Annotated in this window: 14 protein-coding genes; 8 read left to right on the top strand and 6 right to left on the bottom strand. The window is 51.8% G+C overall.

The features are described 5' to 3' along the window. The first annotated feature begins 63 nt into the window (after window positions 1–63). Window positions 64–1,380: a deoxyguanosinetriphosphate triphosphohydrolase family protein gene (locus B1728_RS26565; RefSeq protein WP_079913449.1), complete on the top strand. Its 1,317-nt coding sequence runs from the start codon at window positions 64–66 to the stop codon at window positions 1,378–1,380. 392 nt (window positions 1,381–1,772) lie between these two features. Here B1728_RS26565 and B1728_RS26560 read toward each other — a convergent pair whose 3' ends face one another. Next, entirely contained in the window at window positions 1,773–2,837 is a 1,065-nt protein-coding gene (locus B1728_RS26560; RefSeq protein ID WP_179136219.1) for an acyltransferase family protein, read from the bottom strand. 188 nt (window positions 2,838–3,025) lie between these two features. Between B1728_RS26560 and B1728_RS26555 the strand changes: the two genes are divergently transcribed. Further along, window positions 3,026–3,358 (top strand): hypothetical protein, encoded by a 333-nt coding sequence (locus B1728_RS26555; protein WP_079913447.1) that lies wholly within the window; start codon window positions 3,026–3,028, stop codon window positions 3,356–3,358. 83 nt (window positions 3,359–3,441) lie between these two features. Here B1728_RS26555 and B1728_RS26550 read toward each other — a convergent pair whose 3' ends face one another. The 3 genes from B1728_RS26550 to B1728_RS26540 form a co-directional block, all read right to left on the bottom strand. After that, window positions 3,442–3,873, bottom strand: a complete 432-nt coding sequence (locus tag B1728_RS26550) for a hypothetical protein (RefSeq protein WP_079913446.1) — start codon at window positions 3,871–3,873, stop codon at window positions 3,442–3,444. Between the two features lie 203 nt (window positions 3,874–4,076). Continuing rightward, window positions 4,077–5,798, bottom strand: a complete 1,722-nt coding sequence (locus B1728_RS26545; protein ID WP_079913445.1) for a proline--tRNA ligase — start codon at window positions 5,796–5,798, stop codon at window positions 4,077–4,079. A gap of 402 nt (window positions 5,799–6,200) precedes the next feature. Then, complete coding sequence (locus tag B1728_RS26540; RefSeq protein ID WP_079913444.1) at window positions 6,201–7,604, bottom strand: hypothetical protein; 1,404 nt, start codon at window positions 7,602–7,604, stop codon at window positions 6,201–6,203. A 229-nt stretch (window positions 7,605–7,833) separates the two neighbouring features. On the opposite strand from B1728_RS26540, the gene B1728_RS26535 reads away from it, so the two are divergent. Both B1728_RS26535 and B1728_RS26530 read left to right on the top strand, forming a co-directional pair. Continuing rightward, complete coding sequence (locus B1728_RS26535; protein WP_179136218.1) at window positions 7,834–8,523, top strand: TetR/AcrR family transcriptional regulator; 690 nt, start codon at window positions 7,834–7,836, stop codon at window positions 8,521–8,523. Then, window positions 8,520–9,176, top strand: coding sequence for an MBL fold metallo-hydrolase (locus tag B1728_RS26530; protein ID WP_079913442.1), 657 nt, complete (start codon window positions 8,520–8,522; stop codon window positions 9,174–9,176). The genes B1728_RS26535 and B1728_RS26530 overlap by 4 nt, the downstream gene beginning before the upstream one ends. Before the next feature lie 287 nt (window positions 9,177–9,463). On the opposite strand, the gene B1728_RS26525 is transcribed toward B1728_RS26530, so the two are convergent. Next, the gene (locus B1728_RS26525) at window positions 9,464–10,264 is read right to left on the bottom strand and encodes a Cof-type HAD-IIB family hydrolase (protein ID WP_079913441.1); all 801 of its coding nucleotides are present in this window, start codon (window positions 10,262–10,264) and stop codon (window positions 9,464–9,466) included. Between the two features lie 168 nt (window positions 10,265–10,432). Between B1728_RS26525 and B1728_RS26520 the strand changes: the two genes are divergently transcribed. After that, on the top strand, window positions 10,433–11,173 hold the full coding sequence (locus B1728_RS26520; RefSeq protein WP_179136217.1) for an SDR family NAD(P)-dependent oxidoreductase: 741 nt from the start codon (window positions 10,433–10,435) through the stop codon (window positions 11,171–11,173). Between the two features lie 130 nt (window positions 11,174–11,303). Continuing rightward, on the top strand, window positions 11,304–12,098 hold the full coding sequence (gene thyA, locus B1728_RS26515) for a thymidylate synthase (RefSeq protein ID WP_079913439.1): 795 nt from the start codon (window positions 11,304–11,306) through the stop codon (window positions 12,096–12,098). 282 nt (window positions 12,099–12,380) lie between these two features. On the opposite strand, the gene B1728_RS26510 is transcribed toward thyA, so the two are convergent. Continuing rightward, entirely contained in the window at window positions 12,381–13,283 is a 903-nt protein-coding gene (locus B1728_RS26510; protein WP_079913438.1) for a helix-turn-helix domain-containing protein, read from the bottom strand. A 680-nt stretch (window positions 13,284–13,963) separates the two neighbouring features. On the opposite strand from B1728_RS26510, the gene B1728_RS26500 reads away from it, so the two are divergent. Together B1728_RS26500 and B1728_RS26495 are read left to right on the top strand one after the other, a co-directional pair. Then, window positions 13,964–14,479: a dihydrofolate reductase gene (locus B1728_RS26500; protein ID WP_079913436.1), complete on the top strand. Its 516-nt coding sequence runs from the start codon at window positions 13,964–13,966 to the stop codon at window positions 14,477–14,479. A 29-nt stretch (window positions 14,480–14,508) separates the two neighbouring features. Beyond that, entirely contained in the window at window positions 14,509–14,859 is a 351-nt protein-coding gene (locus B1728_RS26495) for a hypothetical protein (RefSeq protein ID WP_225948590.1), read from the top strand. The last annotated feature ends 88 nt before the right edge of the window (window positions 14,860–14,947 follow it).

Here is a 14,947-nt window from a genome sequence, read left to right as displayed (position 1 = left end):
CGTTTTTCGATATACCTTACCGATAACGGAACCCGGGACAGGTGATTGGAGATGAGAACATAGATGGATTTGCGAAAACTGCGATTGAATGACACGACGGCAACAAAATCCAGCGAAGAACGGGACGAATACGAGAAGGATTACGCGAGATTGATTCAATCTCCCGCTTTTCGGCGGCTTCAAGGCAAATCGCAGGTGTTCGGCGCGGGGTCGGGGGATTATTACCGGACCCGGTTGACCCATTCTTTGGAGGTGTCCCAAATCGCCCGTGAAGTCGCGCGTAAAATGGGTAAGCTGTATCCCTTCCTCGGACGCAAGGAGCATCCGGGACTGATGATGGATCCGGCGGTGGTGGAGTGCGCAGCGTTAGCCCATGATTTGGGGCATCCTCCCTTCGGGCACAAGGGCGAGGAGGTGCTGAATCAGCTGCTTGCCGTCGTCCATGGGATGGCTTACGAGGGGAATGCCCAAAATTTTCGCATTCTGATGTTTCTTGAAAAGCGCGCAGGCAGCGGCAGCGGACTGGATTTGACAGCAGCGGTGCTGCTTGCGATAAATAAATACCCGTATAACCTGGATGAGCCCGGACGTCTGAAGGGCGTGTATGGTATGGAGTGGCAGGAAATCGGGATGCTTCGGGACCAGTGGGGGATGCCGGAGGGATGCTCTACGCTAGAGGCGCAGCTGATGGATTTAAGCGACGACATTGCCTACTCCACCCATGACATCGAGGACGGGATTCGTGCAGGGAAAATCCAGATGAACCGGACCTTTTTCGAGGACCCGCGGCTTGTAGAGAATGTGATCCAGGAAATCGTCGACGATCACGGCAACGGAGACATGGGTTGGGATCAGGTCGATTTGAATGTGATGGTCAAGCAGGTGCTTATCTCGTTCCTGGAGCAGTGGGAGACGATCTATGCCGAGTGCGGCCAGGAGGCCTCGAGAACGCGGAGAGAGATCAAGGCCCGCTGGGTCAGCGCCTTCGCACACCAGGTCGGGATTATCGACGATCCGAAAAAAGGCTGGAAGCGGGTTACCTTTGTCCGCGACGGGCAAGAGGACCTTCATTTGCTGCGGACGATGGAAATATTGAAGAAATTGGCGTGGGTCACGCTGATCAAGGATTTCCGTGTGCAGCGGCTGCAAAAGCGCAGCGAAATTATGATTCAACGATTATGGACCAGCTTCATCGAGTATGAAACCGGCCGTTTGATCATCCCGCCGGATTGGATGGAGAACTACGAGCAGCATAAAAGCAGATGGCCTTGGCCCCGCTTTGTTGCCGATTATATCTCGGGTATGACCGATGCCTACGCGGAAAAAGTATATGCCGAAATGTTCGCCAGCAAGTCCGGCTCGATATATGAAATGGATTAAGGCGGGGAAAAAAAGGACGCTCCTTGAGAGCGCTTTTTGGGATGGATGGGAAGCCTGCGAAGGATTCAGATGTGCACGTGTTACTCCGGTGGGGTATCTCCCTCCGGCCGCTGTTGTTATCAGGAAAATTTTATTCTGGCTTTATTAGGTGTGATTTCCTGATAACAAAGGCGGACGCCCGCTCCTCCGGGAGACACCCCACCTCCATCCATCAGCCAAACTGAATCCTATTAGTTACTCATCCATCTGGACGCTCTTAGCAGGAGCGTCCTTTTTTGGTAGGAGGGATAGAAAGGAAGGTGAGCATGGGCCCAAAACGAAGCAGCCCTGCGGCGTATCGAACGAAAACGTACGATAACGGATCGCAGGGTTGCATGAAGTTTGAGCCGGTCCTATTTCGATGGAGTGGCCGCCGGCTGGACTTTGGGCAGCAGAAGCTGTCTCAAGCGCTGGACGAGCGGCTTCTCAATCAAGCCATAAAATGTACAGCAGATGGCCAATGCCATAAGAAAGCAGAGCGCAGCGGCTGCAGAAGGGCTGATCCAGTTCGTCAGATGGGCTGCTTTGGCCAGCTTCATCGTGATGGACAAACCGATCAGGCTTGTCAGCAAAATGGAGTAGGAAGCATCGCCGAGAAATTGCAAGGGCTTAAGCCACGCAGGGGCTTTCATCTTGAGGGACCCTATTCCTACAAGAACAAGTGCTGAACCGATAGTATACAGGGTGTTCACATAGGAAAAATCAGGATTTGCATGACGAAGTCCCCACACAACAGGGAACACGGCGATTCCTGCCGCAAGCCAGCCAAAGCCGTTCCGAATCCGGGTATGCCGGGTCAGGATCGCGATGGTTACCCCCAACATAAATTCCAGATGAAGACCATCAAATAAAAAGTGTATCCACAGATGATCCTTCAAATGAATCCAGCCAAGACTGTTCAGGCCAATAATGGCCACCCATACCGCGAATAAAAGAGCGGCGGCGGGTTTCTTGAGAACAAAAAGCAGTGAGAAGGCCGCGTAGAAAAAGACAATATAAATAAGCGACCAGGCGACTCCCAGAATGGGTGGATTCGGACCGGGTATCAGAAACAGGGAGTGGATAATTTCCGAAGGCTTTGTTTCAAATCCGAGGCCGAAGGATGGGACCAGGAAATATACCGGAATGACGGCTAACGTAACGATCCAGTACAGGGGATAAATGCGCAGAAACCGTTTGACGATGAACGAAAGCCATATTCCTGAGCGGCCGAAATGATTATGGTACAGCGTGTACATTAAAAATCCGGTCAATACGAAAAAGTAGGCATACCCGCCTGAACGCCCCATGTCGCTAACCCCGAGAAAATTGATCTGAAAATATTTGTTCGCCATTTGCGATGCGTGAAACAGCATGACCAGAACAACGGCAATGCCGCGCGCAGCTTGGATGTATGGGATCGTAAAGCGTTTTTCCATTGGGGCTGTCTCTCCATTTGCTTCAAATTTCGTGCTTTTTCTTCTATATTCCCACATGAAGATGTCATAAGTATGACTTTAAACTGAAAGGGCGCTGAAAGGATCCTTAAAAGAAGCTTAATGGCAGCGGGGGGCGCATAGACTGATACGGAGACCGGAAAACGAGTTTGCGTGGAGGGGAATGCGTCATGACGAAAGAGGAAGTGCTGCTGCTGTTGCAGCAGCTCCCGGAGCAGCTGCGGGAGGCGGAGGCCGATTATTACGACAGCCTAAGCCGATTGGAGGATGCCAAGCTGGCGCTGCATGCCAAGGAGTGTGAGCTGTTCAGTCTCGGTCTGGTGACGGGGCGGAACGAGCAGGCAAGGGACGCGGAGATTTGGCAGCATACGCATGAGCTGAGAAGGGTGCTGACCAAAGCCAAGGTCGCCGTGGATCAATCCAGGGTCGATTACGATTATTTAAAGAACAAGCTGGAAAATACCCAGCTGATTGCGCAGCTGCTGCTTCAGCTTGAAAACTAATGGAGCGTTCTCTGTTTACAAGACGGAAGACCCGCTCCTGCAAGCGGGTCTTCCGATGGTTCATACGGTAAAATGAGATTGGCTTAGAAGCAGGTGAACTGCCGGATTCTGCGTAAATCCAGACCGAAGAACAGCCAGAAGCCTATAGGACCCGTTCCAAACCAGCGGAAGCCGGATATGGAGTTGCGGCCTACATGAGTCAAGTACATCCAGTACTGGTCCCCGTTATCCTGCCAGATGTACACGTAACGGAATAAGCAGCCGCGAATGCTGCTGGCATCTACGGCAAAGGGAGCAGCGAAAGGCTCCGGAGGTATGAAGGACGGTGGCGGGGACTGAGGTGCACCGGCTGCACCGCCTCCTCCCAGTCCAGGAGGGGGTGAGGAAGGGAAGCCCCCAGGTCCTCCCGGGAAACCGCCAGGTCCTCCCGGACCTCCAAGTCCTGGTCCCGGTATAAAGCTTCTTGCATCGTGTCCAGCATTATGAGGTTGCGGATATGGATACACGGTTAACATCTCCTTTTTATTAACGACTAAACCAATGCCTATCTAAGATTCAATATATGTAGCAAGCGCCTATTCGGTTATGGGCAAGAGCCCGAAAATTCCCGTCGCCATAGACTGCTGCGGAAAAAAAGACCCGGTGTGAGCCCAAGTAAAGCACATGCATCCATGTACCTTACTTGGGGCTCATCCGGGTCTATTAGCCGCAATACGGTTTATAGGATTCCGAAGTCATCGGAGGCTTGCCGGAGAATACGCTCCAAAGCCTCGCTCGCGGTTACTTCCGTTTGCTCGCCGCTGCCGCGCAATTTGAATTCGACCAGGCCGTCCGCCGCCTTTTTGCCGATCACGATGCGGATGGGGATGCCAATCAAGTCGGCATCCTTGAATTTGACGCCGGGTCTTTCCTCGCGGTCATCTATCAGTACTTCAACGCCATGCTTAGTTAGCTGCTCATAGAGACTTTCAGCCAGAGCACGTTGTGCCTCATCTTGGATAGAGACCTGAATCAAATGAACCTGAAACGGAGCGACTGAAGCCGGCCACAGGATACCGTGCTCATCGTGATGCTGCTCGGCTATGGCGGATAACAGGCGCGAGATGCCGATGCCGTAGCAGCCCATAATAAGCTTGGTCGGCCGACCGGAAGCATCGGTTATTTCCGCCTTGAGCTTGCCGCTGTATTTGGTGCCGAGCTTGAAGACGTGCCCGATTTCGATTCCCCGGGCAAGCTTCAGGCTATCCCGGCAGCGCGGGCAGCAATCTCCTTCCTTGACATTGCGGAAATCTCCGGTGTGGTCGAGGGGAAAGTCTCTGCCCGGCATGACATTGCGCAAATGATGGTCCGCTTCGTTGGCGCCGGCAATTCCCGAGGATAGGGCGGCGGCCGAATAGTCGACCAGAAGCTTGATAGAAAGCCCGACAGGACCTACGAAGCCTGCCGGTCCGCCGGCGGCCTCCCGGATGATCTGCTCATCGGCAAGCTCCAAGGATTCGGCTTGCAGCCAGTGTCTTACTTTCAGCTCGTTCACCTCCTGATCCCCCCGAACCGCTACAGCCACCGGTTGACCATCGGCAACGTAAACAAGCGTTTTAATAAAGGCATCCGCCGGAAGCTCCAAAGTCTGGACAAGCTGATCGATCGTCTTTATGCCTGGTGTTGCGAATGCTTCACAGGCGCCGATGGAACCTGATGAGCCATCAGCCTGATCAGGCCGTGCTGACACTGCTTTCTCGAGATTGGCGGCATACCCGCAGCCTGGACAAACGGCTATCGTATCCTCACCGACTTCGGCCAACGCCGTGAATTCATGAGTTTCCCCTTCGCCGCCTATAGAGCCGGCATCGGCTTCCACGGCAGCGTAATGCAGCCCACAGCGGGCGAAAATCCGCTGATACGCCTCATACATGGCCCGATAGCTCAAGTCCAGACTATCCCAATCCATAGCGAAGGAGTACGCATCCTTCATCAAAAACTCCCTGCCGCGAAGCAGCCCGAAGCGGGGCCGAAGTTCATCACGGAACTTCGTTTGAAGCTGGTACACAGTCATGGGAAAGCTTCTGTAGGAGCTGACGGTATCCCGTATCAGGGCTGTGACGACCTCTTCATGGGTTGGCCCCAAGGCAAACTCCCGTAAGTGCCGATCGTGCAGCCGGATCAGCTCGGGCCCGTAGACGTTATAGCGTTCGGACTGCTGCCAAAGCTCCGCGGGCTGGAGAGCGGGCATATGAAGCTCCTGTGCGCCGGTCCGATCCATCTCTTCACGGATCAATTGCTGCAGCTTCCTGAGAACCCTCCAGCCCATGGGAAGATAGGTATAGATTCCCGCGGCCAGCGGCCGAATAAATCCTCCTCGTAACAAAAGCCTGTGGCTTGCGGCTTCGGCCTCCGCAGGCACCTCCCTTAGGGTCGGGATGAGCATGCCGCTCTGTCTCATGTCCATTTCCTCCTTACGCGATTTTTTGTTTGTAGCAGCTTGCATCTTTTCTTGGACAATGACGGTTACTCCATTAGCGAAAATAAAAAAGACGCCATCGTCAGGGACGATTGCGTCGTGGTACCACCCTTATTTTACTGCCGCGGTCATAAGGCCAGGCAGCAGCTCTCCAAGAAGATAACGGCTTCTACCGTCAGCGGATACTTGGTGGCTTCGGTTCCCCGCTGCAGCTTTCAAGGTGGGAAGATACTCCGTGATTGTGGAGACTCGCAGACGGGGATCTCCTTCTCTGGGCCAATCAACCGGCAGTCCTTATATCCTTGGTCATCGCTTTTCTATTTAAGCTAGCAATTGGTATTAATTTACACGAAATGGAATGACCGGTCAAGCCCCTCTTGCCGCCTACAGCAGAAACATCGCTACGACGGTGGTCACAGCTAATCCGATAAGGACCGGCTTGAGGTTCCGTCTTGCCAGCTCGAACGGGTCGACACCGCAAATCGCTGCGGCAGGAATCAGCGCCCACGGGATCAGTGTCCCTCCGCCGACCCAAATGGCGGCGATTTGTCCGAGCGCAGTCAACGTGGCGATGCCCGAGCCGATGGCGGTGGAGAAGAGATTGGCTATCGAGCCGGTAAGGGAGATGCCCGAGAAGCCGGAGCCGTCCAAACCGGTGATGGCGCCTACGGTCGTCAGAGTGACCGCTCCGACCGCTCCGTTAATAGGAACCGTATGAGCCAAGGCAAGACCTAAATCATTAACCAGCCCGTGGGAGCCGGGAGGCAGCACCTTACCGAAAATATCGGCGAAGGCGGAGTCACCCAGATAGAAGAAGGCGGCTATTGGAATGACGGGACCGAATATTTTAAAACCGAATTGAAGACCTTCCACCAAGTATTCGGCGGATTTCTCAAGACCTTTGCTTCTGTGCGCCGTTAAGGTAATGAACAGCATGATGAGAAGGGCCGTGCCGCCGACGAGGGCGGTCGCATCGCTTCCTTGAAGCTTAAGCAGGAACATGGCAATCACGTCGGCCAGGAACAGCACCGGGATCAGGACAGCGAACAGAACCCGGCTGGAGCGGGACAAGCGGCTGATCCGCGAGCTCTCGGCAGCAGGCTTCGTCGGTACGGCTGTCACTCCGGTGTTCGCAGTCAGCTTGCCGCTTCTCATATCGCGGCGAAGCAGCCAGAAGCTCGTGATGGTCGTCACCGCGCCCATCACGATAACGAGGGGCACGCTGGCCTGGATGACATCCCCTACGGGGATGCCGGCGGCATCCGCTGTGAGCTTCGGAGCTCCCTGGATGACAAAGTCGCCGGATAAGGCAATCCCGTGCCCGAACAGGTTCATCGCGGCAGCTACGCCCAGAGCGGGCAAGCCGACCCGCAATGCAACCGGAAGCAGCACAGCCCCCAGCAGGGCAACGGCGGGCGATGGCCAGAAAAACCAGGAGATCACCATCATCAAGCCGCCGATGATCCAGAACGCCAGCGCCGGCGTACGAATGAACCGTGCGAACGGAGAGATCATGGATTCGTTGATGCCGGTTTGAGACAGTACCTTACTCATGGATACGATGATGGAGATGATCAAGATCGTCCCCATGAGCTCTTTGATAGCATAGATGAAGCTGTTGAACACGCCGCTGATAGAGTGGCTTAAGGAATGCGTCGACAGCAATCCGAGAATAAAGATGCCTGCGATACAAAGGATCGTCGTATCCCTGCGGAATACCATGAATCCAATGATCAATACGATAAACAGCAAGTATACCCAATGCAAAGATAAGATGGAAACTTCCAAGCTGAATCGCCTCCCGTGGCAAAAGCCCAAGCTTTACTTACTACACCATATGCATCGGCTTGCCTTTGGTGCGCGGCGGGAGTGAAGAGGACGCTCCTTGCAGAAGAAAATCAGTTCAATCAAATGGCTGCCGTGACATCTGAAAGGGCTTGACGGGAAATATAACCATCGGTTATTATATAACCAACGGTTACTAACCAGTGGTTATAATATGTACGGAGGGCTGATTATGGAAGAGCCGATTAGAAAAAGCAGACAGGAAATCCGGTCGGAGGAGACGAAGAGCAGCATCCGGGAAGCCGCCGGCAAGCTGTTTACTTCACGCGGTTATGATGCGGTTACGATGAGGGAAATCGCCAAGGAAGCAGGCTGCTCGCACACGACGATCTATTTGTATTACAAGGATAAGGAAGCCTTGCTGGAGACGCTGGCCATTCCTCCGCTGATGACGCTGGAGCAGACGATGCTTAACATCATCAATCATAATGAAATGGAAGCACTCGATGCGCTGAAAGAGCTCAGCCGACAGTTTCTTCGCTTTAGCCTGACCCATAAAAGCATGGTGCCGGTCATTTTCAACATGAAGGCGGGGAGGGTTGACGAGGTTAATCCGCAGAGTGAGGTGAATAAGCATAGGAATCAGATCTTCGCCTATTTGTCGGAAGCATTGAACCGGATCATTGAAGCCGAAGGAACTGAACAGAAGACCAACGATGCGCGCATTTTGTTTTACATGCTGTACGGCATCGTTCATACCTATCTCAGCAACGAGGAGCCGATAGAAGAATTGCTGGAACGGATCGTTCCTATTCTGGATGAAGGCGTCGAGATGGTGATCTTAGGGATGCTGAAGAAGCATAAGCTGGAAGAGAAGCTGTCAAAGAAGAGGAAGAACAAAAACGGGAGGAATGCGCAATGAGCATGATGCAAATTTCGGAGCATATATGGAAGTGTACGATATGGATCGGATTTCCGGTCAGCGCATGGGTGGTAAAGTCCGATGAAGGCTTAACGCTGGTGGACACAGGGATTCCTTGGATGGCAGGAAGCCTGGATCGGTGCATGAAGGCGCTGGGACTGCCGCTTCAGAGCATTGTACTGACACATGGTCATTCCGATCACGTTGGCGGAGTGAAAAAAATTCGTGAACGTTATAGCGTACCGGTCTACGTTCATGCTTCGGAAATTCCTTATATGGAGGGGCAGCTTCCGTTTCCCGGGCGCAAAAAAGCAGAGAAGCTCATGGAGCCGGGGCTTGCGCAGCCATTAGATATGAATGTGCTCAAAGCAGCAGGGTTATCCGGCCATCACACACCGGGACATTCTCCTGGACATACCGTGTTTTTTCATGAACAGGACGGCGTGCTGCTGGCGGGCGACTTGTTTACTTCCAAGAGGGGCAGGCTGAACCGGCCTATGCCGATGTTTACGTCGGATATGAAGCAGGCTCTGGAAAGCGGGGCCATCGTGAAGCAGCTGAACCCGCGCCTGGTCAGCGTCTGCCATGGCGGCGACGTGTCCGTAACCAACGCACAAGAGCAGTACGATGCTTACCTCCTTCGTTTCGCATAATCGCTTGCAGTACGGCCATCTTTACACAAAAAAACGTCCGATTTACGGACGTGAGTCTGTCGAGAAACCTAGTTTTGCGAGAACTTTGCTAAATATGGAGGTGGGGTATTCCTCGGAAGAGTTTACGTCCGCCTTTGAAACCCGTGAAAATACCACTAAATCTGATCCCTTTCACGGGTTTCAACAGCGGCTGGAGGGGCATACCCCACCGTAGTATATTAGCAATAGTTCAAGCTTATAGGTTTCTCGACATTCTGACGTCCGATTTACGGACGTTTTCCCTTCCCTTAAACCGTCTGAAGGATGAACTTATCGACGACGTGCTTCACGCCGTCCTCGTTATTGCTGAGCGTAACGTAATCGGCGATTTCCTTAAGTCCGGCTACCGCATTGCCCATAGCCACGCCAAGTCCTGCGGCCTCAAGCATTTCCCGATCGTTCCAGCCGTCTCCGATTGCGATCGTTTGCGACAAGTCATAGCCGAATTGCTGTGCCAAGTATCGCAGCGCGTCCCCTTTCGTACCTTGATGGTGAATGATTTCCAGAAAATGAGGCTTCGATTTCGTTATATGAACCTGGCCTTCAATCAGGCTGCGCAGCTCGGCGGCTACTTCGTCGAGCCTGGCCGGATCGTCGATAATCAATAATTTGGATGAGGGCTTGTGTACCAGCTCCGCAAAGTTGGGATAAACCGTGTACGGGATTTTGGACAGCTCGGAGTAGGCCTTGATTTTATCGTTATCTTCCTTTACGTACAACACATCATCATAGTAGGTTTGCAGATGCAGCCCGTTCCGCTCGCAATAATCGAAAATAACGGATGCTGCTTCCTGAGGCACGCATTGCTCGTACAAAATCCGGCCGTCTCCGGAATTTTTAACGAGCGAGCCGTTATACGTAATGAGGGGTACGTTAAGCTCCAATTGGGCTGCCAATTGCTTCGCCGATGCGTACATGCGCCCGGTAGCCAAAGTAACCGTAACCCCGTGAGCAATCGCTTCGGCCAAAGCTTGCTTGGTTCCCTCCGTAATTTCCTTTGCATCGTTAATGAGCGTATCGTCGATATCGATCGCCAGCATTTTATACATGTCTATCCACTCCCGTTATCTTTCTGTGTACGGCTTTCATTATACCTTACATTTCGTGAGGGGACTATATAGCAGCAAAAATCCGCTCGTTTGACAATTTCCAGCATTAGGTATAAGGTAAAATTAGTACTTGGTACTAATACTTTATCCTAAATTGGAGGAGTGGAATTGAAATACTTCATTATTACCGGCACCTCGAAAGGAATTGGCGAGGCATTAGCCGGGCGTCTCCTAGCCCCCGGTCATTGCGTTCTATGTGTTTCCAGATCCGTTAATCCAACGTTGGCTTCCAGGCAGGGGAATCTTCGCTATTTTCCGTTTGACCTGAGCAGGTCTGGGGAGCTGGACGGACTGATGGACGAAATGTTCGCATGCATTGACCCTGCCGATGCCGAGTCGGTGTACCTCATTAACAATGCCGCCGTAATTGGCCCTCTCGCTTCCATCGAACAGTGCAGCGTGCAGGAAATTACTTATCATATGCAGGTAAATCTGCTTGCTCCGATGATTTTGACCTCTCTATTTATAGAACGGACCGCCGGGATGAGCGTAGACAAACGGATTTTGAATCTATCGTCTGCCTCATCGAAATATTTGGTTCCCGGAATGAGCTGTTATTCTACAGCAAAAGCGGGGCTGGATACGTTCACGCAAGCGGTCGGCCTGGAGCAAAAGGGGAAGGAGGGCGGTGTGCAAATCGTTTCGGTATGGCCGGGAATGATAGATACCTCTTTGCAGGAAGAGGCAAGAACAACGGACCCTGGCCGGTTCGCCTCTGCGAATCTATTCGCCGGTATAAAGGATAAGGGCATGCTGACGACTCCCGAATATACCGCAGACCAGCTAATCCGATTGCTGCTAGGAGACTCCTTCGGTCAAGGCACTATCGTTGAGCAGCTGTCACCTTGAGGCTCTGAGCAAGTACGACCGTCATATGTTCATCGGCCTTCATCCGCAATAGACACGCTTCGCCGCGTCCGATATAATGATTCAAGACTGAAAAAGTGCTGAATCAAGCGGAAAAAAGGTGGTACATGATATGAAGGCCTATTTGGACTTGCTGAAGGATATATTGGAGAATGGCGTGGAAAAGACCGACCGGACGGGAACAGGCACCCTCTCGGTATTCGGCAGGCAGATGCGCTGTGATTTGTCGCAGGGATTTCCTCTGCTGACCACGAAGAAGCTGCATATTCGCTCCATTTTCCATGAGCTGCTCTGGTTTCTCAGCGGAAATACCAACATCGGTTATTTAAGGGAAAACAAAGTGACAATATGGGACGAGTGGGCGGATGAGAACGGGGATCTGGGTCCGGTCTACGGCTCCCAATGGCGGAGCTGGCCGGCCCCGGACGGACGGCATATCGATCAGATCAGCCAAGTGGTCGAGCAGATCAAACGCAATCCTGATTCGCGCCGCCATCTGGTCGTTGCCTGGAATCCGGCGGAAGTGGACAAGATGGCGCTGCCGCCCTGCCATTATGCGTTTCAATTTTATGTAGCCGACGGCAAGCTGTCCTGCATGTTCCAGATGAGATCGGTCGATACGTTCTTGGGACTTCCGTTTAATCTGGCAAGCTATGCGCTGCTGACCCATATGATAGCCCAGCAATGTGATTTGGAGCCTGGTGATCTGGTTTGGACAGGCGGCGACGTTCATTTGTACTTGAACCATTTGGAACAGGCGAAGCTGCAGCTGTCTCGCGAGCCCTATCCTCTGCCTAAGCTGGTTATTGTCCGCAAGCCAGATTCCTTGTTTGATTACAAGTTCGAGGATTTCGTCATAGAAGGCTACGAAAGCCACCCTGGTATTAAAGCTCCTATTTCTGTATAACGGAAAGATAAAAAATCGACCTCGGATTAGAGGTCGATGAGTCCGTTGAGAAACCTATAGAGATTGAAAATATGCTTGGGTACCCGGTGAGGTATCCCCTTCCGGCCGCTGTTGTTTTCGTGAAATTTTGATTATATTTACTTTATAGAGGGGATTTCCCGAAAACAAAGGCGAACGCTAACGCTCCTACAGGGGATACCCCACCTACCACCTTGCATGTTTCCGTATGATAGGTTTCTCAACCCATCGACCTCAGACCGGAGGTCGATTTTTTATTGGGGGCTAACGCCGGGTCTCCTCCCAAATATCGGATACGCCGACGCCGAGCTCCGTTGCAATCAGCTGTGCGGTTAACAGCTGGGGCTTCGCCACCTTGCCGTTTCTCAGCTTCGATATGGTCTGGATCGTAATGCCGGTCGCCTTGGACAAGCATTGGGCCGAAATATTACGCTGGGCCATGAGTACCTTCAACCGGATGGAAGGGTCATTGCTTTCCTCGTACAAATCCAGCTGACTGATAGCAAAGGCATACTCCAGAAAGCTGCCGGAGCCGTCAAAGAAAGGGTGGACGATGACCTTCATCTTCCATTCGACAACCTCCGCCATTTTGGCTGTCCGAAGAATAACCTCCTTGGTTTGCTTCGTTTGCCTGGTTTCCTCCAGCACCTGCTTCATTACCGGATGATCTATTTCAGCGATAAGCTCAAAGACGGAATGACATTCATACTGGCTAAAGGGCTCCACGATCGGATCATAGTACATATCACAGCGAGTCAAAATATAGGAGGGGTTAATTATACCCGAGCAAAAAATCGGATGGCTGGCTACCTGCTGATCGATCCACTTTTTGCTGCTGATATGGTCGGCGAAGGCGATGATCAGCTCGCTATTTCCTTCGTTCAACCGGTACAGCTCTACCTCCAGGTACACCTTGGTCCGATCCTTGGAAAAAACGGTGATCTCCGTTTTCAAAAAATCTTCCGTATCAAATTGGGATAAAGCGGAGTGAGATTGTTCACTAGCCAGCAAAAGCGAAGGATCCACGTTGGCAAGGTCCTCTCGCGTATACCCGGATAAGGCGCAAAAGGGCTCGTTAACCTCCGTAAAGCTGAGCCTCTCTCCCTCTTTTTTAAGGATTCCCATCGGTTTTTTTAATATTCGAACTAACCTATCTACGGTTAACAAACAATTTTCCCCCTGTCTAACCAGTTAAGTATATAAATGATAGATGTGCTTGAACAACCTCCGAAATTTGGAAGACCTATGTATTCCCTTAATTCGCTGAGCTTTTTCGAATAGTGATTTAATTAGTTAACCTCATTTGAAGAAATCGATAGATAGGGCTATATCTGGGCCCAGGGATCGCTTTACGCTTCGTTCTTCAAGGTTCACCGGATTTTTAGGAATGAACGGGAAACCGTATAATAATGAAGACTATATGCTTAATAACAGGTTCCATGGACATCATGGCCACTAACACACAATGAAGAGGGATCGCGATAATGATGAAGGTATGTATAGTGGAAGGATGCCAGCGCCTGGTTAAGGCGAGAAATCTATGCTCCATGCATCATCAAAGGCTGCTAAGAACCGGTAGTCCGCATATGGTGAGAAAAAAATCAAAGAAAGAGCCCAAACAATGCAAATGGGTGAATTGCTGCCGAAATGCCGTATCCAAGGGCTACTGCTCCAAGCATTACTATATTTATAAAACATCAACGAAAGCAGACCATGATGCGGTTGTGGTTGAATTGAAAGTAGATCGGAGCCCGTGATATCATACGGATAATTGTCCTACGCCTTGATAGTTGAAAGCGTTCTTTCCTTCGGTCAAGGCCATTCAATATGGAATCGAGGCTTGAAATATGATCATTTCGTTTATTGTTGCCATGGATGAGCAGCGCGGTATAGGAGTAGATAATAGGCTGCCATGGCATTTGCCTGCAGATCTTGCTTTCTTCAAAAGAGTCACCAGCGGCCATACCATCCTGATGGGACGCAAAACGTTCGAATCCATCGGGCGGCCGCTTCCGAAACGGCGCAATGTTATTTTGACCCGTGACCGTGCGTTTACAGCAGAAGGCTGTGAAGTCGTACATTCCGTCGAGGAGGCGCTGGAACGTTACGGAGCTGCTTCGGAGAGCGGCGAGCTATTCGTGATCGGCGGAGCGGAAGTGTTCCGGTTGTTCATGCCCTATGCAGACAAAATGTATATTACGGAAATTGCGCATCGGTTTGAGGCCGATACGTTTTTGGACGAGCTTGATCTTTCCGGCTGGACTATCGTCTCCAGAGAAAAGGGGCCTCGTGACGAAAAAAATCCGTATGATTACGAGTTTGTCATTTATGAGCGAAGCGGGCTTGAGTCCGGAATGATTTAGGCGGATTCGGTGCATCTTAAGGTTTGAGAATGAACCGAAAGGATGTGGTCCTTCTGACAGAGGTTAACCAACACCAAATGCCGCTCCGCCATGTCGTCGATAATGCCGAAAAAGCCATTCAAGTGGCAAAGGATGCAGAAATGGCCGTCCGGCATGCACAGCTTGAATCCAATCCACAAAAGCTGGCCAGCTCCATTCAGCAGCTGGAGACGGCGCAGCGGGCCGTACAGCAAGCCCAAAGCCAGCTGGACGCGCAAATTTCCCTGCATCACCACCAGCATGAGCAGGAGCTGAAGCAAGTCCAGGAGCAGCTTACCCAATCGATGCAAAGCATTGAAGCGGTAAGCGCGAATACGGAGCAGCCCAAGCAAGTCCGCTGACCTTTCTAGAACCATAGCTATGATGGGAATAAACAGTCCAACACGTCTAATTACCTTAGGCGATTGGTCTGTTTTTTTGTCGTAATAA

Source organism: Paenibacillus sp. 32352, assembly GCF_002042965.1.
Lineage (GTDB): Bacteria > Bacillota > Bacilli > Paenibacillales > NBRC-103111 > Paenibacillus_S > Paenibacillus_S vulneris.
Note: the sequence above shows the minus strand (reverse complement) of the source record. Positions and strands in the feature narration are given on the sequence as shown.

Coding starts and splice junctions, on each gene's coding strand:
- B1728_RS26565 (WP_079913449.1), top strand. CDS start 64: ATGGATTTGCGAAAACTGCGATTGAATGACACGACGGCAACAAAATCC.
- B1728_RS26560 (WP_179136219.1), bottom strand. CDS start 2,837: ATGGAAAAACGCTTTACGATCCCATACATCCAAGCTGCGCGCGGCATT.
- B1728_RS26555 (WP_079913447.1), top strand. CDS start 3,026: ATGACGAAAGAGGAAGTGCTGCTGCTGTTGCAGCAGCTCCCGGAGCAG.
- B1728_RS26550 (WP_079913446.1), bottom strand. CDS start 3,873: ATGTTAACCGTGTATCCATATCCGCAACCTCATAATGCTGGACACGAT.
- B1728_RS26545 (WP_079913445.1), bottom strand. CDS start 5,798: ATGAGACAGAGCGGCATGCTCATCCCGACCCTAAGGGAGGTGCCTGCG.
- B1728_RS26535 (WP_179136218.1), top strand. CDS start 7,834: ATGGAAGAGCCGATTAGAAAAAGCAGACAGGAAATCCGGTCGGAGGAG.
- B1728_RS26530 (WP_079913442.1), top strand. CDS start 8,520: ATGAGCATGATGCAAATTTCGGAGCATATATGGAAGTGTACGATATGG.
- B1728_RS26525 (WP_079913441.1), bottom strand. CDS start 10,264: ATGTATAAAATGCTGGCGATCGATATCGACGATACGCTCATTAACGAT.
- thyA (WP_079913439.1), top strand. CDS start 11,304: ATGAAGGCCTATTTGGACTTGCTGAAGGATATATTGGAGAATGGCGTG.
- B1728_RS26500 (WP_079913436.1), top strand. CDS start 13,964: ATGATCATTTCGTTTATTGTTGCCATGGATGAGCAGCGCGGTATAGGA.
- B1728_RS26495 (WP_225948590.1), top strand. CDS start 14,509: ATGAACCGAAAGGATGTGGTCCTTCTGACAGAGGTTAACCAACACCAA.